Below are 25,372 nucleotides of genomic sequence, written 5' to 3' on the forward strand. Positions count from 1 at the left end.
CGGCACCCGCGCCGCGCCCTGGCCGACGGGTTAATGGCTTGCTCTACGGCATCCTTGCCTGGATCCTCTCGATGATCCCCCTGATCGAGGGAGCCTTCTCGGCAACAACGCTTAGCAGTCGAAGCGAACGTTAAGCGTCGTCGTCAGGCCACATCCCTGAGAGCAGGCTGAGCCGGATATCCACGCCGGTGCGCATGTCGCCGGCAGCTGCGGCCGGCGGGTTCATGCCGCTAAGCCTTCAGAGCAGCGCAGGCCGCCGCGATGCGCGCGCAGGCCGCGTGCAGTCGGTCCGTCCCGGTCGCGAAGGAAATCCTGAAATAGGGCTCCAGCCCGAAGGCGACGCCGGGCACGGCCGCGACATTGGCGTCTGAGAGCAGATAGTCCACGAAGTCGGCGTCGTTGGCGATCACCCGCCCATCGGGACGCTTGCGGCCAATCAGCCCGGCGCAGGACGGGTAGAGGTAGAACGCGCCTTCCGGCGTCGCGCAACTCAGCCCCTCGATACGTGAGAAGGCCTCCAGGCAGAGATCGCGGCGTGTCTGAAAGACGGCGTTGCGTTCGGCCAGGAAATCGAGCGGTCCGGTGAGCGCCGCCACGGCCGCCGCCTGCGAGACCGAGCTCGGATTGGTCGTGCTCTGCGATTGCAGCGTCGCCATCGCCTTGATGAGTTCTGACGGTCCTCCGGCGAAGCCGATGCGCCAGCCGGTCATGGCATAGGATTTGGAGACGCCATTGACCGTGAGCGTGCGCGAAAACAGGCGGGGCTCGACAGCGGCGATGGTGGCGAACTGCCAGCCATCGTAGCGTAGGTGCTCATACATGTCGTCGGTCAGGACATGCACGGCGGGAAAGTCGAGGAGAACCTCCGCCAGTCCCTTCAGCTCGGCGGCAGAATAGCCCGCCCCGGTCGGGTTGCTTGGCGAGTTCAGGATCAGCCATTTCGTCCGCTGGCTCAATGCTGCGCGCAGGATGGCGGGGGTGAGCTTGAAGCCGCTGGCCTCGAGGCACAGCGGGATGACCGGCGTCCCGCCTGCCAGCCGCACCATATCCGGATAGGACACCCAATAGGGCGCGGGAACGACCACCTCGTCGCCGGCATCGAGCGTCGCGCACAACGCATTGTAGATCACCTGCTTGCCGCCCGTGCCGACGCTGACCATCGACGCGTCGTAGTTCAGCCCGTTCTCGCGCCTGAACTTGGCGGCAACGGCCGCCTTGAGCTCGGGCGTGCCGTCGACATCGGTGTACTTCGTCGCGCCCTTGTCGATCGCGGCCTTGGCGGCGGCCTTGATATGGTCCGGCGTGTCGAAATCGGGCTCGCCCTGCGACAGGCCGATGATGTCCTTGCCCTGGCGGCGCAGCTCCGCCGCAGTGCGGGTGATGGCGATGGTCGGCGAAGGCCTTACGGCCTTCAGCTTGGAGGAAAGCAGGCTCATCGAAGGCAGTCCTTTGTTGTTTTAAGCGCCGGGCGTCGCGGAACGGACCAGGGCGAGGCGCGGCGGCATGACCGCCGCAGAGCCGCTGCCGATCGTGAACGTCGCGATCAGCGTGTCGAGGCGACGCGTCTCGTCCGCCAGGACGGCGGCGGCGGCCGCGTTCTTCTCGGAGAGCGCGACGTTCTGCTGGGTGATGCCGTCCAGATGGGTGACCGCCTGATTCATCTCCTCGATGCCGTGCGCCTGCTCGTGCGACGCGGTCGAGATTTCGGAGACGGTGTCGGCAACCTGCTTCGAGGCCGCGACGATCTGCTCGAAGGTCGTCCCGGCCGAGCGCACCAGCTGCGCCCCCTGCCCGACCTCCTGCGTCGCCGTCGCGATCAGGCGCCCGATATCCTGGGAGGCCGTGCCGGAGCGCTGGGCCAGGGTGCGCACCTCCGAGGCGACGACGGCAAAACCCTTGCCGGCATCGCCGGCGCGGGCCGCCTCCACGGCGGCGTTGAGCGCCAAGAGATTGGTCTGGAAGGCGATGTCGTCGATCACGCGGCTGATCTTGGCGATCTCCGCGCTGGCCTGCTCGATGCGCTCCATCGCCTGGACCGCATCGCGCACGATCGTGCCGCCCTGGGCCGCGACATTGGCGGCATCGCCGGCGGCGAGCGCGACCGTCGCGGCGAAATTCGCGCTGATCTTCACGGAGGCCGCCAGCTCCTCGGTGGTCGCGGCGGTCTCTTCGAGCGAAGCGGCCTGCTCCTCGGCGCGCCGCGAGAGCTCATCGGCTCCCGCATGAATGTCGCGCGCGGCCGAAGAGACCTGCGCGGTCGAGGACTGGATGCCGGAGAGCACCTGCGACAGGCGTGCGACCATGTCGTCGACCGAGCGGTCGAGTTCGGCGAAACGGCCCTGATGGCGGGTCGCGACAGAGCGCGTCAGGTCGCCCTTGGCGATGGCGGCCAGCGCCTCGGAGAATTCGGACACCACGCGGTCGACGACGGCGTTGATCTCGTTGATGCCGCTGACGAGCTTCTGCATCTCGGCATCGGCATGCTCGATCCTGAGCCGGGCGCTGAAATCGCCGGCCGCGGCGGCGGCGACGACGGCGCCGACATCGTTGACGATGGCGATCATCGATTCCGCGCGGGCCGATCTCTCGGCGGCGGCGGCGCGCTCCTGGGTTTCGAGAGCGCGGACGCGCACGAGATTGTCGCGGAACACCGACAGCGCCGCCGCCATCTCGCCGATCTCGTCCTTGCGCTGCTGCGCCGGGATCGTCGCGTCGAGGCGGCCCTCGGAGATCTCGCCCATCGCCTGGGTGATCTGGCGCACCGGCCGCGCGATCGAGCGGCCGATGCCGAACGAGACCGCGCAGCCGATGAGGATGACGACGGAGACGAGGATCAGTGCGCGGCTGGCCGCGCCGGCCATGGTGCTTTCCATCTCCGGCCCGACGATGGCAGCGCGCTGCTCCAACGCCGCGGCCGAGTGCTTGATCGCGGCGGAGCTGTCTTCGCCAATCTTGAGCAGCGCCTGGGCCGCTTCGGATTGGAGGCCGGCGCCCTTCAGGATCGCGATCTGCGCGATATAGCTGCCGAGCCCCTCATCCAGCGTGCCGACCAGGGCCGCGACGCCGCCGATGTCGGCCGCAGCCTTCGCCACCGCGATGCTGGCGAGGCTGGCCTTCGCCGCCGTTTCGGCTTCGTCCAGCTTGCTCGGGTCGAGCGAGAGGCCGAACGCCTCGCCGGCAAGGCGCGCATCGCCGAAGCTGGCCTGCGCTGCGGCAAGCCCCGCCGCGGCGGTGGTGACCGAGCGGTAGCGCTGGAACAGCGCCAGCGAATCGCGGGCCGAGGCAATGGCGAACCAGCCCAGCACGGCGGACATCGCCAGAACGAACAGGAATCCGGCGGCGATCCTCGCCTGAAGTGTCACGCGCCCCTGCAATGCCGCCATCTCTATCCCCCGCCCTCATGTCGCCGATGGCGGCATGACCGCCGCCATCGCAGCCCCCAATGCCGGGCTCAGCCCTTCTTGGTCGCCTCGTAGCGCGCCTTGTTCTCGGCATTGGGCGGATAGAGGCCGGGCAGGACCGCGCCCTTCTCGACCTCGCTCATGATCCAACCCTCGAGCCGCTCCTGCTCCGGGGCGAGCTCGACCACCGCGTCGACCAGCGCGGCCGGAATCAGCACGGCGCCGTCATCGTCGACCACGATCAGATCATCCGGATAGACGGCGACGCCGCCGCAGGCGATCGGCTCCTGCCAGTTCACGAAGGTCAGCCCGGCCACGGAAGGCGGCGCCGCGGCCCCCTGGCACCAGACCGGCAGCCCCGTGCCGAGCACGCCGGCAACGTCGCGCACCACGCCGTCCGTGATCAGCGCGGCGACGCCCTTCTTGGCCATGCGCGCGCAGAGGATGTCGCCGAAGATGCCGGCATCGGTCACGCCCATCGCATCGACGACGGCGATGCAGCCTTCCGGCATCGCCTCGATGGCGGCGCGGGTCGATCTCGGCGAGGACCAGGATTCCGGCGTGGCGAGGTCCTCGCGCGCCGGTACGAAGCGCAAGGTGAAGGCGCGGCCAACGAGGCGCTTCTGGCCCGGCTTCAGCGGCTTGGTGCCGCGCAGCCAGACATTGCGCAGGCCCTTCTTGAGCAGGATCGTGGTCAGGGTCGCGGTGGTGACCTGCGACAGGATTTCGATGATCTTGGCGTCGTTGGACATGGGGTCGTGCTCGCTCGTTGCTTTGCGATGGGATGAAGGGTGAAGGGTGAAGGGTGATCAGATGCTGGCGATCAGGCCGCCATCGACGCGGATCACGCTGCCGGTGAGGTAGGAGGCCCGCTCGGACGCCAGGAAGGCGATGGTGTCGGCATATTCCTCGGGCCGACCGTAGCGGCCGAGCGGGATCGAGCCGGTGCTCTCCGCCGAGACCTCCTCGACGCTGCGGTTCTCGCGCTTGGCCTTGGCCTCGTCGAGGAAACGGATGCGGTCCGTGGCGATCCGACCGGGCAGGATGATGTTGCTGGTGATGCCGTCGCGGCCGACCTCGCGCGCCAGCGTCTTCGACCAGCCGACCAGCGAGAGCCTGAGCGCGTTGGAGACGCCGAGATTGGGGATCGGCGCGACGACGCCGGACGAGGTCGAGGTGACGATGCGGCCCCATTGACGTGCGCGCATACCGGGCAGGACCCGATCGGTCAGCGCGATCACCGACAGCACCATGGACTGGAAATGCTTCGCCCAGAGCTCGCTCGGCTGGCCGGAGGCCGGGGTCGGCGGCGGTCCGCCCGTATTGTTGACCAGGATGTCGACCGGGCCGAGCGCCTGCTCGATGCGCGAGACATTGGCGTCGATGACGGAAAGATCCCCGAGATCCCAGAGCAGGGCCTCGGCGGTGCCGCCCACGGCTTCGATCGCATTCGCCGCCCGCTCCAGCGCCGCGGCGTCGATGTCGGCGAGCGCGACCTTCACGCCCTCGCGGGCCAGCGCAAGGCTGATCGCGCCGCCCAGCCCGCCGCCGGCGCCGAGCACCAACGCCGTCTTTCCCGAAATGCCGAAATCCATCCGAAACTCCCGATGATGCCGCGTCAGGTCATGCCTGCGCATGGGCGTCGACATAGCCGTCGACGAGATTGAGTCCGAGCAGGAACTCGGAGGTGAAACGGGTGCGGATCAGCGGCTCGACCGGAATCGCGCCCGCCAGGAACGCCTGCTCCTCCGCCCGCGCGGCGACGGCCTCGGCATGCGACACGCTGCGGAAGCACAGGGTGCTGCCCGGCCGGGCCTGCGCCAGGCGACCGAGGTCGGGGCCGATGATGGTCGCGATCTTGGGGTAGCCGCCGGTCGACTGCCGGTCCGCCATCAGGATGATGGGCTGTCCTTCGCCGGGCACCTGAATCGCGCCCATGGCGATGCCGTCCGAGGTGATGTTGTAGCTGCGCAGATGGGTCAGCTTCGGCCCCTCGAGGAAGCAGGCCATGCGGTCGCCGCGCGCCGAAACCGTCCAGGGCCCCGCCAGGAAGGAGGCGATCTGATCGGGGGCGAAGAAATCGTCCTGCGGCCCGAGGATGACACGGATCGTCTCGGCCGGGCGCTCCAGCAGCGGCGCCTGGATCGCCCCCGCCGCGACCGACACCCTGGCCGGCGTGCCGGTCGCGAGCCTGTCGCCGGCCGCAAGCGCGCGCCCTTCGAGGCCGCCGATGCCTGTGCGCGTATGGGTCGAGGCCGAGCCCAGCACGAGCGGCAGGTCGAGCCCGCCGGCAACCGCGAGATAGCACCAGCACCCGGCCGCCCCGGCCCTGAGCCTCAGCTGGACTCCAGGCTCGAGATGCACAACCACGGCCGGCGGCAGGGCCTGCCCGTCCAGCGTCGCGGAAAAGGCGCCGCCCGCGACCGCGACGGTCAGCGGCGCCTCCTCGGCCGTGATCTCGATGCCGCCCAGCGAGACTTCGATGGCGGCCGCGCCGGCCGGATTGCCCAGCGCCCGGTTCGCGACCGCATGCGCGAGCGGGTCCATCGGCCCCGCCCCGGTCACGCCATAGCGCAGATAGCCGTGCCGGCCGCCATCCTGCACGGTGGAGCCCGGGCCTGCCGAGAGGATGCTGAGCGTCCCGGTCATTGCCCCTGCCTCCGGGCCACCACCTCGCCGGCCTCGACGCGCCGGTCGAGCGCGGCGAAGGTCGCGGCATCGATGGGCTCGAAGCGGATGTCGTCGCCGGGTTCCATCAGGAAGGCGCTGGCGCGCTCGGGCGCATAGAGGCGTTCCGGCGTGCGCCCGACCACGTACCAGCCGGTCGGCATCGAGAAGGTGGCGATGGCGCTAAGCCCGCCGCCGACGAGCACGACCTTGCTGTCATGCGGCGGGCGCGGCTTCGTCCGCCGCGAGATCGCGATCTCGTCGGGCAGACCACCCAGATAGGTGAAGCCCGGCGCGAAGCCGTACATATAGGCGCGATAGGTGGCGCCCGCATGGATCTGCGCCGCTTTCTCGGCCGGCATGCCCATGATCTCGGCCATTTCGGCGAGATCCTCGCCATGCGGCGCCTCGTAGCAGCAGGGCACCGTCCACAGCACGGCCTTGCGCGCGCGGGTCGTGGGAGCCGACAGCCGCTCCTCGACCATCCCGACCAGCGCGTCGCGGGTGATCTGCAACGGGTCGTAATGGATCATCAGCGAGCGATAGGTCGGCACCAACTCGCGCAGGCCCGTGGGCGCCGCCTCCGCGAGCGCGGCGTCGAGCGCGAGCACGCGGTCGCTGACTGCCGGGTCTACGCCGCTGCCGAACTCGACGACCAGCGCGGCTTCCCCCGCATCGAGAAAGCGCGGCGTGGCGTCCGAAGCGCTCATGCGAAGGCCGCGAGCGTGATGCCGGCCCGTTCCAGCGCCTTGCGCACATGGCGGGCCATCGTGACTGCATGGCTGGAATCGCCATGCACGCAGATCGACCTGACCGGCGTCGGCAGGCGCTTGCCCGTCGCCGTGACGATGACGCCTTCGGTGACCATCTCGATGACGCGGGCAGCGGCCTCCTCATGATCGGTGATCATCGCGCCGGGCTTGCTCCGCGCGATCAGCAACCCTTCATCGGTGTAGCCGCGATCGGCGAAGATCTCCTGATAGGTCGTCAGCCCTGCCGCCTCGCCGGCCGCGACCTGCGCGGTCAGCGCCGTCGCCAGCAGGGCGAGGCTGGGATCGACCGCCTTCACCGCTCGCGCGATCGCATCGGCGACCGGGCGCTCCTCGCAGGCGATGTTGCCGAGCGCCCCGTGCGGCTTCACATAGCTGATGCGGTGGCCGGCATAGGCCGCCAGCGCCTGCGCCGCGCCGAGCTGATAGGCGACGAGGCGCTCGATCTCGCCGGTCGAGAACGGGATGCGCCGGCGCCCAAACCCCCAGAGATCGGGAAAGCCGGGATGCGCGCCGATCGCCACGCCACGCTCGCGCGCCACCGTGAACGCCTTCGCCATGATCTCCGGATCGCCCGCATGCAGGCCGCAGGCGACATTCGCCGAGGTGACGATGCCCAGCATGGCCTCGTCGTCGCCGCAGCTATAGGCCCCGAAGCCCTCGCCCAGATCGGAATTGAGATCGACGGACAGCATGGCGCACCCCGCTTGGTTGAATTGCCGAAACCGAGGAGGGCGCCGCCTTGCGGCGCCCTCCTTTGCGTCACATGCCGAGATAGGCGCGCCGGATATCCGGATTGTCGCGCACCTCGGCGGCCGTGCCGGAGAGGATCACCCTGCCGGTCTGCAGCACATAGGCACGATCGGCGATCTCCAGGCTCTCGGCCAGGCGCTGCTCGACCAGGAGCACGGTCACGCCGGCCTTGCGGATGGTCTCGACCGCCGCGAAGATCTCGTCGACCAGCTTGGGCATGATGCCCTGCGACGGCTCGTCGAGCATCAGGATGCGCGGGCGCGTCATCAGCGCCCGGCCGATGGCGAGCATCTGCTGCTCGCCGCCCGACAGGGTCGCGGCGCGTTGCGGCAGGCGCTCCTTCAGCCGCGGGAACAGGGCGAAGACCTGCTCCAGCGGCTGCTCGCGATCGGCCTTGGCCCGGTGCAGATAGCTGCCGAGCCTCAGATTGTCGGAGACCGAGAGCCGCGGGAACAACCGCTTGTTCTCGGGAACATAGGCGACGCCGCGCTTGGTGATCTCGTGGCCGGGCAGCCCGCTGATCGTTTCGCCGGCGAAGGAGACCGTGCCGGAGCGGGCCTTCTCCATGCCGGAGATGGTCTTCAGCAGGGTCGATTTGCCGGCCCCGTTGGCGCCCGCCACGACGACGATCTCGCCTTCAGCCACCGTCACCGAGATGTCGGAGATCGCGATCAGCCCGTCATAGGCGGTGGTCAGGGAGGAGACTTCAAGCAGCACGGTGTCTCTCCCCCAGATAGGCGGTGATGACGGCGTCGTCGCGCACCACGTCCCGCGGCTTGCCTTCCGCCAGCACCTTGCCGAGGTTGAGCACAACGGCGCGGTCGACCAGCGGCATGACGATTTCCATGACGTGCTCGACCATGACGACGGTGACGCCCTGGTCGCGCACCTTGCGCACCAGCTCGACGCCGAGCCGGGCCTCGCTCGGCGTGAGGCCGGTCATCACCTCGTCGAGCAGCAGGAGCTTGGGCTTGGTGGCGAGCGCGCGCGCCACTTCGAGGCGTCGCTTCTCGGGCGGCGTCAGCTCGCCGGCCGGCGCCGGGGCGCGCTGCTGCAGTCCGCAGAAGGCGAGCGTCTCATAGGCGACCCGGCGTGCCGCCGCGCTGCCCGGCTCCTTCGCGAAGGCGCCGACCATGACGTTGTCGAGCACGCTCATCGAGTCGAAGGAGCGCGGCACCTGGAAGGTCCGGGCGATGCCGAGCCGGCAACGCGCCGGCCCCGACAGCCTGGCGATGTCCTGCCCTTCGAAGCGGATGCTGCCCTCGTTCGGCGGGAATGCTCCGGCGATGAGGTTGAACAGGGTCGACTTGCCGGCGCCGTTGGGCCCGATCAGGCCGAGGATCTCGCCGCGGCGCACTTCGACCGAGACGTCGGAATTGGCGACGAGGCCGCCGAAGCGCCGCGTCACATTCTGGACGTCGAGGAGGATGTCCGTGCTCATGAGCGCCCCTCCGCCTTCTGCCTCTTGCCCTGGAAGAGGCTGAGGATGCCTTCGGGCTTGGCGAGCGCGACGAGCATGATCAGGCCGCCATAGATGATCAGGTCGATGCCCGAGCCGGAGCCGCCGAGATAGGAGCGGGTGATCTCGGTAAGCGGGATCAGGATCGCGGCGCCGACGACGGGTCCCCAGAGCGTGCCGATGCCGCCCAGCACGGCCGGCAGGGCAAAGAGCAGCGAGAAACGGAAGCTCATCACGCTCTCCGGGTCGATATAGGCCAGGAAACTCGCATAGAAGGCGCCGCCGATTGCGGTGAAGAAGGCCGAGACCGCTGCCGCCGCCATCTTCGAGTGGAAGATCTCGACGCCGAGGCTTTCGGCGGCTTCCGGATTATCCTTGACCGCGCGCCACCAATAGCCCCAGCGCGAGCCCTCGATCAGGAAGGTGACGAACCAGGTGATCGCCAGCAAGGCGAGCGCGAGATGGATATAGGGCACCTTGTCGCGCGCGAACTGGAGCGTCGCCCAGCTGTCGGAGCCGAACGGCCACTGGATGCCCAGCGCGCCGCCGACGAAGTCCCAGTTATGGACCAGCAGCAGGCCGATCTCCGCGATGACGATGGTCGCGATCGAAAAGTAATGCCCCTTCAGGCGGAAGCAGGGATAGCCGAGCAGCAGCGCGATGGCGGCCGACAGGATGCCGCCGACCAGCATGCCGCCCCAGGGTACGACGCCATAGGTGACGAAGAGCACCGAGGTGGCATAGGCCCCGATGCCGAAATAGAGCGCGTGGCCGAGCGAGATCTGGCCGCAATAGCCGCCGAGGATGTTCCAGCTCTGCGAGACGGCAGCGTAGAGCAGCGTCAGCACGAGCACGTTCTGGAGATAGACGTCCTTGATCGCGAAGGGAGAGACCGCGATCGCCGCGAACACCGCGGCGGCGACGAGGAGCTGGTTGCGGCGCCGCGGCAGCATGCCGAAGGCCGGAGGAAGGTTCAGGGCTTCGTCCGTCATCGTCACAGCTTTCCGAACAGGCCGCTCGGCCGGATGAAGACGACGCCGAGATAGAGCGCGAAGATGCCGAGGGATTTCATGGCGGGAGGCAGGAACGCCGCGGTGAGCGCCTCGACCAGGCCGACGATGACGCCGGCGACCAGCGCGCCGAAGACGCTGCCGAAGCCGCCGAGCGCCACGGTGACATAGGCGATCAGGCCGAAGGTCGCGCCGACCTGCGGGTGGATGTAATAGAAGATCGCGAGCACCGCGCCGGCAAGGCCGACGAGCGCGGCCCCCAGCCCCCAGCCCAGCGCGAAGACGCGGTTGCGGTCGATGCCGACCAGTGCGACGGCGCCCTGGTCCTCGCGCGTCGCCTCCAGCGCCTTGCCGAAATCGGTGCGCGACATCAGCAGGTAGAGCCCGCCGAAGGCCGCGATCGAAACCAGCCCGCCGAACATCTGCGGCCAGGGCAGGAAGACGCCGCCGAGGTCGAGCGTCTTGCCGCCGAGCCAGGAGTTGCCGATGCTGCGATAGTCGGGCGTCAGGAAATACTGGGCTGCGCCCTGCAGCAGCGTCGCCAGGCCGAAGGTCGCGAAGATCTGCACCATGCCCTGATTGGCCTTCGCCCGCATCGCGAAGCGGACGATGCCGAGATAGGCCAGCGCGCCGACGCAGAAGAGCACCGCGGCGGCGACAGGGGCGAACAGCACGGGATCGAGCGCGGTGAACAGGAAGAGCCCGAAGACGACATACATCGCCGTCATCAGGAACTCGCCATGGGCGAAGTTCACCACATCCATCAAGCCGAAGATGAGCGAGAGGCCGACTGCGATCAGGGCGTAGATCAGCCCCATGAGCAGGCCGCTCGCAAGCACCTGGAGGAGTGCTTGCGTCGTCATGCCGGATTCCTTCCTGAAGTGAGGGTCAGCCGTTCATCGGCCAGATCGCATCCGCGATCGCGACCTCGCTCGGGAAGATGGTGACGAATTTGTCGCCGAGATATTGCAGCAGAACCGGGCTGGCCTCCGGGTTCTGGCCGTCCGGCCCGTATTTCACGCGCGCCCAGGGCATGATCGTGCTCGTGCCGGGAATGTCGGTGGCGGCGAGCGCGTCGCGGACCTTCGGGCCTTCGAGCGAGCCGGCGCGGTTGATCGCCTCGGCCAGCAGCAGCAGCCCCATGAACTGGCGCGAGGTGTTGTCGTTCAGATCGCGGGTCGAGCGCGCCTTGAACATGTCGTTGACGGTCTTGATGAACGGGCGCTTCGCCGCGAGATCGAGCGAGAAGCTGGCCCGGGTGATGGCGCCCTTCAGCTTGTCGCCGACGGCATCGTAGGTGACCTGCTCGGAGAAGCCGCTGGCCTGCGCGACGAGGTTCTTCGGCTTGAAGCCGAGCTCCGCCATCGTCTTGACCAGCAGCATCGCGTCGGTGGTGTAGGTCGAGGGCATCAGAACGTCGGGGTCGGCGCTCTTCAGCTGCTGCACCTCGGCCGTCAGGGACGGCGAGTTGGTGCGGTATTTGACGTCGGCGGCGATCTTGTAGCCGCGGTCATTGGCGAGCTTGCGCTGCGTGTTCGAGGAATCGACGCCGAAGATCGTATCCTCGAAGAACAGCCCGACGCTGTCGATCTTCTTGCCCTTCTTCTTCTGCGCGTCGAAGAAGTCGAACATCGCGGCCGAGAACATCTCGTCCTGGGCGGCCGGACGGAAGAAGAACTTCATATTGCGGCGCTGCAGGCTCGGCGAGGAGGAGTCGGCGCACAGGAAGGGGACGCCGTAGCGCTCGGTGACGGCGCTGACCGTGGCGGAGACGGAGGACTGGTAGCAGCCGATGATGGCCGAGACCTTCTCCTGCGTGATCAGGCGCTCGGCCTCGGCCCTGCCCTTCTGCGGATCGGCCTGGTGATCGGCGAAGACGAGGCGGATCTTGGCCCCGCCCAACGCGGCAAGGCCAGCGCCCTTGGCGGCGACGAGATCGAGCTGGTGGTCGTTGTTGATGATGTCGAGCGCGGTTTCGAAGGCGTTGCGCGCGTCGATGCCGACCTGCGCGCTCGCCCCGGACATCGGGTAGATCACGCCGATGGTGACTTCCTTGGGCGCCTGCGCCCGGGACGTGCCGGGATAGGCCAGCGAGCCGGCGGCGGCAGCGGACACGCCCGCCAGGAGCAATTCTCTACGATTCATGACTTAAACCCCTCTTTTTTGATGGCTGCGCGGCTCTTTTTCGGCCGGCAGGGTGGTGGTGGAGATCAGATGACGGCGAACTCCGTGTTGCGCCGGTCGGTCACGAGCATGCAGCCGGGCGCATGGGTGATCGCGAAGGGCGGCTTCACTTTGGCGATGACGGATTGCGGGGTGACGCCGCAGGCCCAGAACACCGGCAGCTCGCCGGGCAGCACCTCGACGGCGTCGCCATAATCGGGCTGCGAGACGTCCCTGATGCCGATCAGGGCCGGGTCTCCGATATGCACCGGCGCGCCGTGCACGGCAGGGAAGCGCGAGGTGACCTGAATCGCCCGGATCGCATGGGCGGCCTTGAGGGGGCGCATGGAGACGACCATCGGGCCGCTGAAGGGGCCGGCAGGAACGCAGTCGATGCTGGTCCGGAACATCGGCACGCGCAGGCCGCGCTCGACATGGCGCAGCGGAATGCCTTCGTCGAGCAGCGCTTCCTCGAAGGAGAGCGAGCAGCCGATGACGAAGGAGACGAGGTCGTCGCGCCAATACTGGCCGACATCGCCGGTCTCGGCGACGAGCTCGCCATTCTCCCAGACGCGATAGCCCGGAAAATCGGTGCGGATGTCGAGATCCCGGCCGAGGACCGGCACCAGCGGGCTACCGACATCGGACACGCCGATGATGGGGCAAGGACGCGGATTGGCTTGGCAGAAGCGCAGGAAATCGCCGGCGAGATCGGCCGGCAGGATGGCGAGATTGCCCTGGACGAAGCCCGGCGCCAGGCCCGAGGTCGTTCCCTTCAGCGCTCCGCTGCGACAGGCGAGCCGGACCGACAGGGCCGAGCCGATGTCGAACGCGCCGGCCGCATGCTGCGATGCGGGCATCATCGTCGGCCTGCTCATCGTCTCCGCCATCCCCTCATCCCATTCGTTGCATCATGGGCGCACCGTCCGGCGCACACGTCCAATCGTGAATCCGTATCGATCGCCATAACGGGCCGTTATGCCGGAAGGCCGGCCGGCTGCCGTCCTTCCGGGCAGACGGGTCCGTGATCGGACAGCCGCGCGGAGGCTCCGCGTCTTGTGCAGCGCATTAAATTTGACGCACCGCGAACAAAATGAAAAATGCGTTTCTCTGCTTTCAGTTTTAAGAAAAACTACAAATGGATACGCGCTTCCTGCAGACCCTGCTGACTGTCGCGGAGACGGGATCGCTCACGCGGACCGCACGAGCGCTGAACCTGACGCCCTCCGCCGTGATGCAGCGGATCAAGGTGCTGGAAGGCGAGATCGGCGCGCCTTTGATCCATCGCTCGGGCAATGCGATGTGCGTGACGGCCGCCTGCGCCGCGATCCTGGAGGATGCCCGCTTCGTCGTCGGCACGGTGTCCCATATCAAGGCAGCAGCGGCGGGGCGCCAGGATGTCGGGCTGCTGCGGGTCGGCGTGATCCACACGGTGCTGAGCGGCCTCATGCCGGATGTGATGCTGGCGCTGCAGCGCAACCGACCGGGCATCGAGCTTTACATCCTGCCGGGTACGTCGACGGATCTCTATGCCAAGCTGGCCGCCGGCGAGCTCGACACGGCCATCATCGTCCAGCCGGCCTTCGCGATGCCGAAGACCCTGGAATGGACGCAGCTGCGGCAGGAGCCGCTGCTCCTGATCACGCCGCGGGAGACCGCGGAAAGCGACCCCGGGCTGCTGCTCAAGACCGAGCCCTTCATCCGCTACGACCGCAACCATTGGGGCGGCCGCGTCGTCGAGCAATATCTGCGCTCGAAGCGCATCGTGCCGCGCGAATTCCACGAGCTTGATTCGATCGAGGCGATCACCATCCTGGTTCATAGAGGGCTCGGTGTCGCGCTCATCCCGGACTGGCTGCCGCCCTGGCCGCAGGGCGTCGATGTCCGGAAGTTGCCGATCGTGGATGCGCCGAAGCGCTCGATCGGGCTGATCTGGCCGAAGGTTTCGCGGCGTCAGCCCCTGGTCCGGGCCTTTGCCGACGAGGTCCTGTGGGTGGCCGCGCGGCTCGGGATCGACCGAGCTTGAGGGGGGCTGCGAGCTCCGCCTTTCAGAAGGCGCGGCTCGCCTCGTAGCTGCGCGCGATGTCCTGGGCGAGCTCGGCCATCGGGCGTGCGAGGCTGCCGCTCAGCGTCAGCGGAAAGGCAGCGGTGAAGACCAGATCCGGCAGGTCCAGCACCGTCTTGACGATACGCAGCCGGCCTTCCTTCAATTCGCGCTGCACCACGACCGGCGGGATCACGCTGACGCCGATCCTGTCGAGCGTCATCTGGACGATGGTCGTCAGAGACGAGTTGCCGAAGATGCGCGGCGGCGGCAGGGACGGATCGTTCAGCGCCTCGCGTAGGCGCGGATAGGGCGCCGTCGCCTTGGGGTAGGTGATCATCGGGAAATTGCGAAGCTCGGCGATGCTGAGCGGCTCCTCGCCGAGCACCATATCCGGGGAGGCGATCACGGCCAGCGAATAGGCGCATAGGTCGCAGCTCGCCATGGTCAGGTCGTCGATCGGGCCGAGCATGAAGGCGAGGTCGAGGTCGCCGCGGGCGAGCAGGTCGCGCATTGCCGGCGACACGTCCACCGTCAGATCGATGACGATGTTGGGATAGACAGCATGCGCGCGCTCCATGAACCGGCTGAGCCAGGTCTGCGCGATGGTCTCCGACACGCCCAGCCTGACGATGCCCTTCATGGCGACAGCCGAGCCGACCTCGGCCAGCATCTCCGTGCGCAGCAGCAGAAAGCGCTCCGCATATTGGACGAGCTTGCGGCCCTGATGGGTCAGGCTGATCGAACGGGCGTTGCGCTCGAACAATTTGACGCCGAGCTCCGCCTCCAGCGCCGCGATCCGCTGCGAGACCGAGGGCTGCGTGGTGTTGGCGCGCTCGGCCGCGCGGCTGAAGCTGTTCAGCTCCGCGACCCAGTAGAACAGCTCGAGGCTGCGGAAATCGGTCATCTCAGGCGGCGCCCCGCTCGCTTGCCGGCCGGCCGATCGCTGCCGGCCGCTCCGGGCAGGCTAGCATGATTGGCCCCTCGCCTGGGACTGCGGCGGCGCTTCACGCATCCGGTTCCAAGCATCCGACGCGATGCCGGCCCGCCCCGGTCACTTCACCTGCCGCCAGTCGCCGCGATCGCCCTTCCAGTTGACCGAATGCCCCAGCGCGCGCAGCACCGAGCCCCGCAGGCTGCGCACGAGCCCTTCCCATTCGCGGGCGGAGATGCCGTCGACCGCCGGCTCCGGCGCCATGAACATGCCGTCGACGCCGCCCCCAGCGACGCATTGCTCGATGCAGCGCGTTTCGAGCTCCGGCTCATGGAACACGACCTCGTTCTCCAGCAACCCCGCAAGCGCCGCGATGATGCCGGTCGCGCCCCAGTTCGAGACATTGGAGATCACGAGATGGCTCGCCGCCGTCGCTGCCGCGACGCCGCCCCGGCCGGGAATGCCGCAATCAGCGGCCTTGGGCGAGAAGCCCGGCAGATCCTCGGCAAGCACGCCCATGCCCAGCTCGTTGCCGCCGTCGCCGATACCGATGAAGGGCAGGCCGAGCTCCTTTCCGGTGCGGAACAGATAGTCGAGATCGCCGACCATGCCGTCGAGCGGGCGCCCGCCGAGGCCGTGATAGAGCCCGTTCGCATTGGCGCCGGGGCGCTCGATCGCGATCATCAGGCTGGGGCGTGTCCGTTCCAGCAGATCGTCGCTCACCGCCCGGCAGCCCTCGGCGTCCTTCGGTACCGTGCGGATATAGACCGGGCGCAGGAAGGCGATCGGCTCGATCACGCCCGAGACGGGGAACGGCATCGGGGCGAGGCCGGCGCCGAGGCAGGTCTGGCGCATCATCGCCTCCCAATCCTCGTCGACGACGATGACGCTTTCGACGCCGAGCCCGAGGAACAGCGCTCGCGCCAGCAGCGCCGCGCCGACCGGGCCATCGGTCTCCGGCACGCCGCCACCCTCCGGGAAGCCGGTCGCGATCAGGACGGGGCCGCCCTTCTCCCTGACCCTGTTCACGATGATCTCGGCCGCGCCCATGCAGATCGGCCCCTGCTGACGCCGTTCGAGCGCGCCGCGGAGATGGTCGATCAGGCCGACGCCGGTGAGGTCGATCGTCATGAAGCGGTCGATCGTGGCGGCGAGGCGACCGTAGAGCGGCGTTTCTTTCGACAGCATGGCGGTTCGGTATCTTTCAGGAACGGAAGGTTTCAGAGCCTTTCTGGACATTCCCTCAACCCTCATCCCGAGCAGCCATTCCGTCAGAAAGGGCGTTCAAAGGAGGCTTGAGGAGGCTCCGGAATCATTTGGAATCATCCTTCGAGAGGCTGCTTTGCAGCTTCTCGGGATGAAAAGTGAGTTTCCAAACAGGAGCTCAGACGGCGATGCACCGGGCGAATGTGTCGTGGTCGACATTCCCGCCGCTCAGCACCAGAGCAACGGTCTTGCCGGCAACGTCGAGCTTGCCGGCGAGCGCCGCGGCCAGGGGGGCGACGCCGCCGGGCTCGACCACCAGCTTTAGCAAATCATAGGCGAGCCGCATGGCGCGGCGGACCTCGTCATCGGTGACGGCGACGGCACCGGCCAGCAGCGCCTGGTTGACCGGGAAGGTCAGCTCTCCGGGGGTCGCGACCTGCAGCGCGTCGCACAGGCTCCGGGCGCCGGGCGCATTGCTCTCGCGCCGGCCCGATGCGAGCGAGCGGGCGGTGTCGTCGAAACCGGCGGGCTCCACGCAGAACACGCGCGTATCGGGGGAGGCGCCGTTCATCGCGATGACGCAGCCCGCCGCCAGCCCGCCACCGCTGCAGCTCACCGCGAGCATCTCGAGCGAAACGCCGCGCTCGCGAGCCTGCTCGGCGAGTTCCAGCGCGACCGTACCCTGCCCCGCCATGATGTCGGGATCGTCATAGGGTGGGATGATCACGGCGCCGGTGGCGGCCGCGATCTCGGCCCCGATCGTCTCGCGCACTTCCGTCGCGCGATCATAGAGGCGTACCGTACCGCCGAACCGCTCGGCGCCCTCGATCTTGGTGCGCGGCGCGTCCGAGGGCATCAGGATCGTCGCCTTGATGCCGTTGCGCGCAGCGACGGCGGAGATCGCCAGCGCATGGTTGCCCGAGGACCAGGCGACGATGCCGCCCTTCCGCTCGGCCGGGGTCATGCGCAAGACGCGGTTGAGCGCGCCGCGGAACTTGAACGAACCCGTGGTCTGCAGCGTCTCGGCCTTCAACAGGACTTTTGCGGAGAGGATGCGATCAAGCTCGTCATTCGCGATGAGCGGCGTTTTGACGACATGGTCGGAGATCCGAAGAGCCGCCGCTGCGACGTCACGAAACTCGACACAAAGCCGAAGATCTTCACTGATCTTTACTTGAGATCTTCCGCTCATTTATTTTATCCCGACAGTAATTCTCCAAACAAGCTATTTAAATCCGCAAGGCGGTCAAATTCTCAATCGCGATGGGAGTGGATAAGGTCTGCTTATCGATTGGGCGGCGCCGAATTGGACGCTTAGCGCGAACCGTTCAGCTGCACCGCTGGTCGCACGGCGTTGTCAGGTTAACTGCCGCGAGCGCCAAGAGACGGGGCCGCCGCCCCCTCCAACGCGAGCCCATGCGCCGCCCAGCCTGGCGGCGCAGGTCGCGGTGTAGCCCGATCAAGCGTCGAGCGATCTACCGGCCAGTCCGTCTTCAGCCCGGCTCTCGAACGATTCTCCGGCATGATCGTAGTTGAAAAGACCAGCCAAACGAGCCCCGAAACAAATCAACATGCACCTGCATACATTTGTACTTGACGTGCGACGTCAGCACGATATGCCCCGATGAGGCTACGGCGCTGCCTGAGGTCGGTCGAGCCGCTGGAGGTGATCAATGAGCGAGCAGTCTTTCGAACAGAACCGCTCTGAAAAGCTGGCGAGTTTCGTCGCCGGCGCACGCGGACGAGTCCTGCCGGAAGCGGTGCGGGATGCCGGCAGGCAAGCTCTCGCCGACTTCATCGCCGTCTCGGTGGCCGGCCATCAGGACGGCGCCGTCGAAGCCCTCCGCGCGGTCGCCGCCAACTGGAACGCGCCGGGCGGAGCGCGCATCTTTCTAGGGTCGAAAACCCAGCCGGCGATCGCGGCATTGCTCAACGGAACCATGACCCACGCCATGGACCTCGACGACGTGCACTACGCCGGCGGCGGACATCCCAGCGGCCCCTGCTGGTCGGCCGCGCTCAGCCTGGCGGAACATCACGAGGTCGACGACGAGACCGCCCTCCGCGCTTTCGTCACCGGATATGAAGTCATGGCGCGGCTCGGCGGCGGGGGGCAGCAGGGTGTGGGCCGCACGCTTCAGCACCATGGCTTCCACCCGACATCGATATTCGGCCGAGCCGGTGCCGCGGCCAGTGCGAGCGTTCTCCTGGATCTCGACCAGGATCAGGTGGCGAACGCGCTCGGTGTCGCCGCCACAACCGCAGGCGGGCTCGTCGGCTCGTTCGGCACACATTCCAAGCCGTTCCATGCGGGCAAGGCAGCCATGGACGGCGTTATGGCCGCAGAAATGGCGCGTTCGGGCTTCGTGTCCGGGCAGAACCTCTTCGAGCGCGACAAGGGGCTGCTGCCGAGCTTCCTGAAGGGAGCGGAGTTTGTGCTGCCGGAGCTGGACTTCGACGAACAGTGGTACGTCCTGCGCAATGGCTACAAGCGCTTCGCGAGCTGCCGCGCGACGCATGCCGCGGCTGAAGCCGCCCTGAGCGTCAAGGATCAGGTCGGGAACAGGACGGTCACCAGGATCCAGGCCTTCGTCAATCCGATTGCGCTGGTGGCCGCAGGCAACCCCGCGCCCAGAACGGGCCTGGAAGCCCGTTTCAGCACCTATTGCTGCATTGCCATGGGCCTCGCCGGGTACCGCCTCTCCGCTTTCGATTTTACCGATGAGATGGTTGCGGATCCGGCGGTTTCGGAACTTCTGCCCAAAATCGAGTGCATTCCCGTCAAGGGGCAGTCGGAGGTGGCCGCGAAGCTGCTGATCGATCTCTCGGACGGGCAGCAGATGGAGGCCTCGGTCGATATCGTCCTCGGTCACCCCGACCGGCCGCTGAACTGGGCCCAGATTCAAGACAAGTTCGAAGGGCTTGTCGCGCCGGTTCTGGGAGACGAGAGGGCAGACGAGCTGTTCAAGGCGGTCACGGGCTTCGCCACGAACGACAGGCTGTCTATTCCAAGAATTTCCGCCTTGCTTGAGGCCCGGCAGCACTGAAGCCCATCGCCTGGGCCGCCCTCAGAGCGGTCAGGCCCGTGGCATCTTGGCCGGTTTCGGGCATCCGTGCTAACCGCACTGCTCAGGCTCGGCGGTTGCGCCGAGCCTCTGTCCGGCAGTGGCCGGCGTCTCGGCCCGGCCGATGCGCGCCGTCAGGCGATGAAAGGTTTGCAGGTTGGCGAAGCCAGTCAAAGTCCGGACCAGCGGCAAACGGCGACCAACTTCGGCCGACACGACCGATCATCAGATCAGCGGCAGCGGCGATCTGGCCTCCGATATCCAGATCAAGGTGCGCGATGCCATCCGCAAAGGCACGCTTCCCATCGGCGAGCGCGTCACGGAGGTCGATCTCGCGGCCCGTTTCGGCGTGTCGCGGACGCCCGTGCGCGATGCCATCCTTCGTCTCGAAGCCGACGGCTTGCTGACGAACGAGCCCCGGCGCGGGTTGATCGTCTCCAACCTCAACCATCAGCAGGTGGTCGAACTTTATTTTATGAGGGAGGTGCTCGAGGGCGCTGCAGCGCGCCTGGCGGCCCAGAGCGCCAGCGACATCGAGCTGGAAACGATCTCCGCCCTGAGCGCGCTCGAATCCGAGCCGGGCGTAACCCTGGACGCTCTCAGCGATATAAACGTCAAAATCCACAACATGATCGCGCTTGCCGCGCATAACCGCTATCTGCTCCGCAGCCTGACGCAACTCGGCATCACGATGTCCCTCTTGCCGAGTCTCCTCGCAATGGGCGATCGCGCGCGATCTGCGGCGTCGGAGCATCGCGCCATCGTCGCGGCATTGTTGGAGCGCGACAGCGAGCGAGCCGAATCCGCCGCCCGCGCCCATGTACGGTCATCCTTGCAGCACCGTCTGTTGCAGACGATCGGCAGGCTACAGAACTAGACGAAACTCCCCAGAGAGCATCAGGCCGCGAGGGGCGCCGGCCGGTCTGGAATTTGGGCGAAGGCGATGCCCTCCAGGATAGGCTTGGTCGTTCTGAGCACGGCGGCGGTGGCTGCGCCTTCCCGTCGGTCGATGACGACCTCGATGCGCCCCGACGGATGCTCGATCGTCACGCTGCGGGGCAGGCTGGCCTCTCCGACGAGACGATGCGCCAGCGTGCCCGGCGTGCCGCAGGCCGTGCCGAGACCGACGGCGCCGGTCACGGCGAAAGCCTTGTGGCAGGAGTGCGGCATGAAGTAGCGCGCCGTGAGCGTGCCGCCTTTCTGCGGCGGCCCGATCAACACGGGTTTTGGAATGACGAGGCCGGACACGTCTCCCAGCCCCATTCGCCTGCCGGCTTCCAGTCGGATCCTCTCCAGACGATCCATGAACGACCGGTCGCCATCCAAGTCCGCCGACAACTCGCCGCCGGTCTTCCCCAGCGCGGTGGCTTCGATCACGACCAGAGGCATCGCAGCGTCGATACAGGAGACTTCGACGCCGTCGATTCTGTCGACGGCCGATCCCGTCGGCAACAGCATTCCGGTCTTGGCGCCAGCGACGCCTAGAAATTCCAGTTCGACCGGCGCGCCGCTGCCTGGAACGCCGTCGATGACCGTGTCGCCATCGTAAGTGGGCCGCCCGTCAGGGGTCAGCACCGTGGCGGCGATGAGTTGGCCGGTGTTGACGTTGTGAATGACGACGCGTGTGCGGCCGATTTGGCCCTGAACGAGTCCCTTCTCTATGGCAAAGGGCGCAACCGTCGACAGCATGTTCCCGCAGTTCGGGGAGGTGTCGACGATCCTTTCGATGACCTTCACCTGGGCGAAGAGATAGTCGACATCGGCGCGGGGGTGAGTCGATGGCCCCACGATGGCGACCTTGCTTGTCAGAGGGTTGCCGCCACCGAGCCCGTTGATCTGAAGCTCATTGCCCGACCCCAGGACCGACAGCAAAATCTCGCCACGCAGAGTGGGATCGGCCGGCAGGTCGGAAGCGAGGAAAACAGGACCGCGCGACGTGCCGCCGCGCATGAGTGTGCATGGAATGCGAAGTTGGGTCGCCATCGCGGCTCCTTCCAGCAGCTTCCGCCGAGATCGACGGCAACTGGAAAAGCGATATCTGCCACCCCCATCATGTTGTGAAATGCAAAAATTTCGATCATTGATCTGTAATGCGCATCAATTTTGAACTGCTCGATATCCGCGCCTTTCTCGCCGTGCTCGAGCTGGGCGGCTTCCACAAAGCGGCTGAGATGCTCAACATCTCGCAGCCCGCCCTGTCCCGTCGCGTGCAGGCGCTGGAAGCCGCGGTCGGCGCGCCGCTGCTGGAAAGAACGACGCGCAGAGTCGGACCCACGAGCGTCGGCCGGTCCTTCGCGCCGCTGGCCCGTCGCCTGCTCGACGAATTTGAGGAATCTCTGCTCGGCATCACGGGTGTCGCCGGGCGGCAATACGGTCAGGTCACCATCGCTTGCGTGCCGACGGCCGCCTTCTACTTCCTGCCACGCGCCATCGAGTCGTTCAGCGCGATCTATCCGCTGATCCGCTTTCGTATCCTCGATCTGTCCGCAAATGACGGCCTGGAGAGCGTGGCACGGGGCGAAGCCGAATTCGGCATCAATCTTCTCGGCAGCTCGGACCCTGACCTGGCTTTCACACCGCTCGTCGAAGACCCATTCGTCCTCGCATGCAGGCGTGATCATCCGCTCGCCGCTCGGCAGGAGCTGGCCTGGAAGGATCTTGCCGACCAGACGCTCATCGGGGTCAGCCGCGCCAGCGGCAACCGCATGATCCTGGAAAGCGCTCTCGCCAAGGAGGGCGTGGGGCTGACGTTCAAGTTCGAAGTCAACCACCTGACGACGTCGCTCGGACTGGTCGAGCGCGGTCTTGGCGTCTCGGTGCTGCCCCGGCTCGCGACGCCACCGCAGGATCACCCCGTCATTGCGACGAAGGCAATCGGCGCACCGCCGGTATCGCGAACGATCGGCCTGGTCGAGCGGCGGAAAGCGCGCCTTGCACCTGCGGCCCAACGCTTCAGGGACATGCTGATCCACACCTGGAATGCGAACCCGCGATCGAACTTTCTATAATTGATAGGGATATCGCATCAATCGGATCAATTATCGCATTTCTCAAATTCGCCCTTTGCGTTGAAAGAAGCTCCGATAACGGGGCCACCAGCCGCCCTGACTTTGGGAGGGACGAATGATGCATCTGACTCGCAGGAGCTTGGTTCTGGGCGCGGCTTCTCTGGCGGCAGGGAGCGCGCTCAGCACCGTCGCACGGTCGCAGGCTGCCTTTCCGACGCGGCCGATGAAGTTGCTTGTCCCCTATGCGGCAGGCGGCGGAACTGATGCCATCGCGCGGCTCGTTGCGCAGGGCATCGGTGAAAAGCTCGGCCAGTCCCTGGTCGTCGAGAACAACGGCTCGGCCGGTGGCAATCTCATCACCGCACAGGCCGCCTCCTCGCCGCCGGACGGCTACACGGTCCTGCTGGCCAACCAGGGACCCATGGTCGTCAACCCCCACCTGTTCAAAAATGTCCGGGTTGACCCGCTGACAGCCTTCGATCCGGTCACTCTGATCTCCGATACGCCGCTCGCGTTGGTGGTGGCATCGAAATCATCGTTCCAGACCGCGCGGGACCTGATCGATCACGCGAAGAAGAACAACGGGAAGCTCACCTACGGTTCTGCCGGCAACGGTTCGGCGAGCCATCTCGCCACCGTCCTGCTCGCCAGGACTGCAGGATTCGATGCGGTCCACGTTCCCTATCGCGGGGCCGGGCCAGCTTTGACGGACCTCCTCGCCGGACAGACCGACTTCATGGTGACGACCGTTCCGTCGGTGCTTGGTCTGATTGAGGGCAAGTCCGTGCGGCTGCTGGCCGTCACAAGCCCGCAGCGCACCAAGCTCTTCCCCGAGACTCCGACCGTGGCCGAACTCGGCTGGCCGGATTACCGGGCAACGGCCTGGTACGGGCTCGTCGTGCCGAAGGGCACCCCGGAGTCCATCGTCAAGGCTCTTCGTGACGCCACGGTCAGCACGATCAACAACGACACGATCAAGGAGCGCCTGCGCAACGAAGGCGCGGAGCCGATCGGCAACGAGCCGGCGGCCTTCGCCGAGATGATGCGTGCCGAATCCAGGCGCTGGGCAGAGCTGGTCAAGAGCGCGAACATGTCGATCTGAAACGCCGCAAACGCCTGACGTTATCGGGCCTGGCAGGATCGCGCCTTGCGATCCTGCGCCTTTGCCGACGCCGCGCCGACCGCACATCGGCGGCAAGGCGGCATGGCGTTGCGCATGTTCGACTGTCCGCAGGCTTTCCGCGAGTGGTGTCACTGGCCAGCCGCGCTCCTGGCGCGCCACGGGCCGCTTCTCGCGGTCAACTCGGCGGCCCCGCCTCCCGAGGCCGAGCCCCCGCCCGACTGCGCCCTCCGACACATCGTTACCGAGCGCGGCAGCTGCCTGTTCGCGACAAATTGAGCTCTATTGAATTCATTTGCATGCAGAAGTAGACAGATTCGCTCTGTCGCGCATATCGGTACAGCGCACACGGTTGTCGTCGCCATCTGGTCCCTCGGAGAATTGCGGATGCTGGTCCAGCACATTGCGGAGCGTTCCGTTGCCCTCGATCCGCACAGCTTCGATCCGATGGCTCGCAAATGGGCCAAGGACGCCATCGCGGACATGATCGGCTGCGCCCTGCTGGGCGCACGGACAGCGACGACGGACATCGCGCTGGCCACCTCACCGAATGCCGGGGATTGCCTCGTGCTCGGCCGTAAGGCACGGATCGGCCGCCTCGAAGCAGCCTATGTCAACGCCACGTCCGGCCACGCGCTCGATTACGACGACACGAGCAAATCGCTCTCCGGCCACCCGACCGTCATCATCATCCCGGCACTGCTGGCCCTCGCCGAGCAGCGCGACGCGACAGGAGCCGAGCTGCTCGACGCCTATATCGTCGGTGTCGAGACCGCGACCCGCATCGCGCGAGGCGTCAATTTCCATCACTACGAGAAGGGGTGGCATCCGACGGCCACGCTCGGAATATTCGGCGCGGCTGCGGCCTGCGGGAGGCTGCTCGCCCTCCCCGCCGATAGGCTCGCCCATGCGCTGGCGACGGCCGCATCCTTCGCCAGCGGCGTCAAAGCGAATTTCGGCACGCAGACCAAGCCGCTGCATGCCGGCTTTGCCGCGCGCAACGGGCTGTTCGCCGCTCTTCTCGCCGCGGGAGGCGTGCCGGCTTCGCCAGAAGCCTTCGAGCATCCCCAGGGATTTCTCGAGGTCTTCAACGGCACGGGCCATTTCAACGCGGATCGCATGCTGGAAGCGTGGGGGCAGCCGCTCGATCTGCTGGCGCCGGGGATTTCCATCAAGAAATACCCGTGCGTCTACAGCGTGCATGGTGCGATCGATGCCGCCATCGAACTCCGGCGCCGCGAGAGTTTGACCGCCGACAGCATCGCCGCGGTGACAGTGCGGATGCACCGCAGACGCCTGCTGCCGCATGTACGCAACCCCGCGACCAGCGCGCTCAACGCCAAGTTTTCGATGCCCTACGCGGTCGCGCGAGGGTTGGTGAACGGCGCCGTGACGCTTTCGCATTTCGAGGATGACGCGCTCTATGATCCGCAGGTCACGCGCGTGATGGAACTCATCGGCGTAGACGAGCATAGCGACGACGCCAACGACTATGGCGCTGAAATCGTCGTCGTCCTGAGCGATGGCACCCGCCTCGCTGCGTCGGTGTCTTCCCCTCTCGGCCGTGGGCCGGAAGCCCCGCTGCCGGACGGCATGTTGCGGGCGAAATACACCGATTGCGCCGGCCGCGCGCTGACGGCCGCAGGAATCGAAGCCAGCTTCGACATGCTCATGCGGCTCGAAGATCTCGACAGCGTCCGTGAGCTGACCGCGCTGATCCAAGAATCCAGCTGCGTCTGACCGGCCCGGCCCAGCCTTTTGAGCGACGAGGA

At 67.0% G+C, this 25,372-nt stretch carries 23 protein-coding genes; 6 read left to right on the plus strand and 17 right to left on the minus strand.

Annotated elements, in window-relative coordinates:
* Window positions 1–230: 230 nt before the first annotated feature.
* From IED13_RS11125 to IED13_RS11185, 13 genes are all read right to left on the minus strand, one after another.
* Window positions 231–1,436 carry a pyridoxal phosphate-dependent aminotransferase gene (locus tag IED13_RS11125; protein ID WP_191124216.1) on the minus strand — a complete coding sequence of 402 codons (1,206 nt, stop codon included), beginning with the start codon at window positions 1,434–1,436 and terminating at the stop codon, window positions 231–233.
* A gap of 21 nt (window positions 1,437–1,457) precedes the next feature.
* Window positions 1,458–3,383, minus strand: coding sequence for a methyl-accepting chemotaxis protein (locus tag IED13_RS11130; protein ID WP_113254318.1), 1,926 nt, complete (start codon window positions 3,381–3,383; stop codon window positions 1,458–1,460).
* Window positions 3,384–3,451: 68 nt separating this feature from the next.
* Window positions 3,452–4,153 carry a ribonuclease activity regulator RraA gene (locus tag IED13_RS11135; RefSeq protein WP_038362697.1) on the minus strand — a complete coding sequence of 234 codons (702 nt, stop codon included), beginning with the start codon at window positions 4,151–4,153 and terminating at the stop codon, window positions 3,452–3,454.
* A 57-nt stretch (window positions 4,154–4,210) separates the two neighbouring features.
* A complete protein-coding gene (locus tag IED13_RS11140) occupies window positions 4,211–4,996 on the minus strand; it encodes an SDR family oxidoreductase (RefSeq protein WP_191124217.1) in 786 nt (261 codons plus the stop codon).
* A 28-nt stretch (window positions 4,997–5,024) separates the two neighbouring features.
* Window positions 5,025–6,050, minus strand: a complete 1,026-nt coding sequence (locus IED13_RS11145; RefSeq protein WP_191124218.1) for a 5-oxoprolinase subunit C family protein — start codon at window positions 6,048–6,050, stop codon at window positions 5,025–5,027.
* Window positions 6,047–6,778 (minus strand): 5-oxoprolinase subunit B family protein, encoded by a 732-nt coding sequence (locus IED13_RS11150; RefSeq protein WP_191124219.1) that lies wholly within the window; start codon window positions 6,776–6,778, stop codon window positions 6,047–6,049. Before IED13_RS11150 ends, IED13_RS11145 begins: the two co-directional genes overlap by 4 nt.
* Window positions 6,775–7,533: a LamB/YcsF family protein gene (locus IED13_RS11155; protein WP_038362689.1), complete on the minus strand. Its 759-nt coding sequence runs from the start codon at window positions 7,531–7,533 to the stop codon at window positions 6,775–6,777. The genes IED13_RS11150 and IED13_RS11155 overlap by 4 nt, the downstream gene beginning before the upstream one ends.
* A 67-nt stretch (window positions 7,534–7,600) precedes the next feature.
* Window positions 7,601–8,308, minus strand: a complete 708-nt coding sequence (locus tag IED13_RS11160; protein ID WP_113254314.1) for an ABC transporter ATP-binding protein — start codon at window positions 8,306–8,308, stop codon at window positions 7,601–7,603.
* Entirely contained in the window at window positions 8,298–9,032 is a 735-nt protein-coding gene (locus tag IED13_RS28790) for an ABC transporter ATP-binding protein (RefSeq protein ID WP_038362687.1), read from the minus strand. The genes IED13_RS11160 and IED13_RS28790 overlap by 11 nt, the downstream gene beginning before the upstream one ends.
* Window positions 9,029–10,042, minus strand: a complete 1,014-nt coding sequence (locus IED13_RS11170) for a branched-chain amino acid ABC transporter permease (RefSeq protein WP_191124220.1) — start codon at window positions 10,040–10,042, stop codon at window positions 9,029–9,031. The genes IED13_RS28790 and IED13_RS11170 overlap by 4 nt, the downstream gene beginning before the upstream one ends.
* Window positions 10,043–10,044: 2 nt before the next feature.
* A complete protein-coding gene (locus IED13_RS11175; protein WP_038362683.1) occupies window positions 10,045–10,923 on the minus strand; it encodes a branched-chain amino acid ABC transporter permease in 879 nt (292 codons plus the stop codon).
* 25 nt (window positions 10,924–10,948) lie between these two features.
* A complete protein-coding gene (locus IED13_RS11180) occupies window positions 10,949–12,205 on the minus strand; it encodes an ABC transporter substrate-binding protein (protein ID WP_038362681.1) in 1,257 nt (418 codons plus the stop codon).
* Window positions 12,206–12,270: 65 nt separating this feature from the next.
* A complete protein-coding gene (locus IED13_RS11185) occupies window positions 12,271–13,086 on the minus strand; it encodes a putative hydro-lyase (RefSeq protein WP_248311186.1) in 816 nt (271 codons plus the stop codon).
* A 275-nt stretch (window positions 13,087–13,361) separates the two neighbouring features.
* Between IED13_RS11185 and IED13_RS11190 the strand changes: the two genes are divergently transcribed.
* Window positions 13,362–14,249: a LysR family transcriptional regulator gene (locus IED13_RS11190; protein ID WP_112761620.1), complete on the plus strand. Its 888-nt coding sequence runs from the start codon at window positions 13,362–13,364 to the stop codon at window positions 14,247–14,249.
* A 22-nt stretch (window positions 14,250–14,271) separates the two neighbouring features.
* On the opposite strand, the gene IED13_RS11195 is transcribed toward IED13_RS11190, so the two are convergent.
* The 3 genes from IED13_RS11195 to IED13_RS11205 form a co-directional block, all read right to left on the minus strand.
* Window positions 14,272–15,174 carry a LysR family transcriptional regulator gene (locus IED13_RS11195; protein WP_191124221.1) on the minus strand — a complete coding sequence of 301 codons (903 nt, stop codon included), beginning with the start codon at window positions 15,172–15,174 and terminating at the stop codon, window positions 14,272–14,274.
* Between the two features lie 147 nt (window positions 15,175–15,321).
* Entirely contained in the window at window positions 15,322–16,389 is a 1,068-nt protein-coding gene (locus IED13_RS11200) for a glutamate cyclase domain-containing protein (protein ID WP_133561053.1), read from the minus strand.
* A 196-nt stretch (window positions 16,390–16,585) separates the two neighbouring features.
* Window positions 16,586–17,599 (minus strand): threonine ammonia-lyase, encoded by a 1,014-nt coding sequence (locus tag IED13_RS11205; RefSeq protein ID WP_191124222.1) that lies wholly within the window; start codon window positions 17,597–17,599, stop codon window positions 16,586–16,588.
* Window positions 17,600–18,080: 481 nt separating this feature from the next.
* On the opposite strand from IED13_RS11205, the gene IED13_RS11210 reads away from it, so the two are divergent.
* Together IED13_RS11210 and IED13_RS11215 are read left to right on the plus strand one after the other, a co-directional pair.
* Complete coding sequence (locus IED13_RS11210) at window positions 18,081–19,454, plus strand: MmgE/PrpD family protein (RefSeq protein ID WP_191124223.1); 1,374 nt, start codon at window positions 18,081–18,083, stop codon at window positions 19,452–19,454.
* A gap of 175 nt (window positions 19,455–19,629) precedes the next feature.
* Window positions 19,630–20,349: a GntR family transcriptional regulator gene (locus tag IED13_RS11215; protein WP_197062741.1), complete on the plus strand. Its 720-nt coding sequence runs from the start codon at window positions 19,630–19,632 to the stop codon at window positions 20,347–20,349.
* 20 nt (window positions 20,350–20,369) lie between these two features.
* On the opposite strand, the gene IED13_RS11220 is transcribed toward IED13_RS11215, so the two are convergent.
* Entirely contained in the window at window positions 20,370–21,455 is a 1,086-nt protein-coding gene (locus IED13_RS11220) for a 4-oxalomesaconate tautomerase (RefSeq protein ID WP_191124224.1), read from the minus strand.
* 107 nt (window positions 21,456–21,562) lie between these two features.
* Between IED13_RS11220 and IED13_RS11225 the strand changes: the two genes are divergently transcribed.
* From IED13_RS11225 to IED13_RS11235, 3 genes are all read left to right on the plus strand, one after another.
* Window positions 21,563–22,480, plus strand: coding sequence for a LysR family transcriptional regulator (locus IED13_RS11225; protein WP_038362676.1), 918 nt, complete (start codon window positions 21,563–21,565; stop codon window positions 22,478–22,480).
* 118 nt (window positions 22,481–22,598) lie between these two features.
* Window positions 22,599–23,582, plus strand: a complete 984-nt coding sequence (locus IED13_RS11230; RefSeq protein WP_051988138.1) for a Bug family tripartite tricarboxylate transporter substrate binding protein — start codon at window positions 22,599–22,601, stop codon at window positions 23,580–23,582.
* Window positions 23,583–23,987: 405 nt separating this feature from the next.
* On the plus strand, window positions 23,988–25,340 hold the full coding sequence (locus IED13_RS11235) for an MmgE/PrpD family protein (RefSeq protein WP_191124225.1): 1,353 nt from the start codon (window positions 23,988–23,990) through the stop codon (window positions 25,338–25,340).
* Window positions 25,341–25,372: the final 32 nt, after the last annotated feature.

Source organism: Allobosea spartocytisi (genome assembly GCF_014764685.1).
Lineage (GTDB): Bacteria > Pseudomonadota > Alphaproteobacteria > Rhizobiales > Beijerinckiaceae > Allobosea > Allobosea spartocytisi.

Excerpts from the sequence above, each read along its gene's own strand:
- IED13_RS11200 (WP_133561053.1), bottom strand. The coding sequence starts at position 16,389 with ATGCTGTCGAAAGAAACGCCGCTCTACGGTCGCCTCGCCGCCACGATC.
- IED13_RS11170 (WP_191124220.1), bottom strand. The coding sequence starts at position 10,042 with ATGACGGACGAAGCCCTGAACCTTCCTCCGGCCTTCGGCATGCTGCCG.
- IED13_RS11230 (WP_051988138.1), top strand. The coding sequence starts at position 22,599 with ATGCATCTGACTCGCAGGAGCTTGGTTCTGGGCGCGGCTTCTCTGGCG.
- IED13_RS11180 (WP_038362681.1), bottom strand. The coding sequence starts at position 12,205 with ATGAATCGTAGAGAATTGCTCCTGGCGGGCGTGTCCGCTGCCGCCGCC.
- IED13_RS11190 (WP_112761620.1), top strand. The coding sequence starts at position 13,362 with ATGGATACGCGCTTCCTGCAGACCCTGCTGACTGTCGCGGAGACGGGA.
- IED13_RS11210 (WP_191124223.1), top strand. The coding sequence starts at position 18,081 with ATGAGCGAGCAGTCTTTCGAACAGAACCGCTCTGAAAAGCTGGCGAGT.
- IED13_RS11205 (WP_191124222.1), bottom strand. The coding sequence starts at position 17,599 with ATGAGCGGAAGATCTCAAGTAAAGATCAGTGAAGATCTTCGGCTTTGT.
- IED13_RS11130 (WP_113254318.1), bottom strand. The coding sequence starts at position 3,383 with ATGGCGGCATTGCAGGGGCGCGTGACACTTCAGGCGAGGATCGCCGCC.
- IED13_RS11225 (WP_038362676.1), top strand. The coding sequence starts at position 21,563 with ATGCGCATCAATTTTGAACTGCTCGATATCCGCGCCTTTCTCGCCGTG.
- IED13_RS11140 (WP_191124217.1), bottom strand. The coding sequence starts at position 4,996 with ATGGATTTCGGCATTTCGGGAAAGACGGCGTTGGTGCTCGGCGCCGGC.
- IED13_RS11145 (WP_191124218.1), bottom strand. The coding sequence starts at position 6,050 with ATGACCGGGACGCTCAGCATCCTCTCGGCAGGCCCGGGCTCCACCGTG.
- IED13_RS11185 (WP_248311186.1), bottom strand. The coding sequence starts at position 13,086 with ATGATGCCCGCATCGCAGCATGCGGCCGGCGCGTTCGACATCGGCTCG.
- IED13_RS11235 (WP_191124225.1), top strand. The coding sequence starts at position 23,988 with ATGCTGGTCCAGCACATTGCGGAGCGTTCCGTTGCCCTCGATCCGCAC.
- IED13_RS11150 (WP_191124219.1), bottom strand. The coding sequence starts at position 6,778 with ATGAGCGCTTCGGACGCCACGCCGCGCTTTCTCGATGCGGGGGAAGCC.
- IED13_RS11175 (WP_038362683.1), bottom strand. The coding sequence starts at position 10,923 with ATGACGACGCAAGCACTCCTCCAGGTGCTTGCGAGCGGCCTGCTCATG.
- IED13_RS28790 (WP_038362687.1), bottom strand. The coding sequence starts at position 9,032 with ATGAGCACGGACATCCTCCTCGACGTCCAGAATGTGACGCGGCGCTTC.
- IED13_RS11155 (WP_038362689.1), bottom strand. The coding sequence starts at position 7,533 with ATGCTGTCCGTCGATCTCAATTCCGATCTGGGCGAGGGCTTCGGGGCC.
- IED13_RS11220 (WP_191124224.1), bottom strand. The coding sequence starts at position 21,455 with ATGGCGACCCAACTTCGCATTCCATGCACACTCATGCGCGGCGGCACG.
- IED13_RS11135 (WP_038362697.1), bottom strand. The coding sequence starts at position 4,153 with ATGTCCAACGACGCCAAGATCATCGAAATCCTGTCGCAGGTCACCACC.
- IED13_RS11195 (WP_191124221.1), bottom strand. The coding sequence starts at position 15,174 with ATGACCGATTTCCGCAGCCTCGAGCTGTTCTACTGGGTCGCGGAGCTG.
- IED13_RS11125 (WP_191124216.1), bottom strand. The coding sequence starts at position 1,436 with ATGAGCCTGCTTTCCTCCAAGCTGAAGGCCGTAAGGCCTTCGCCGACC.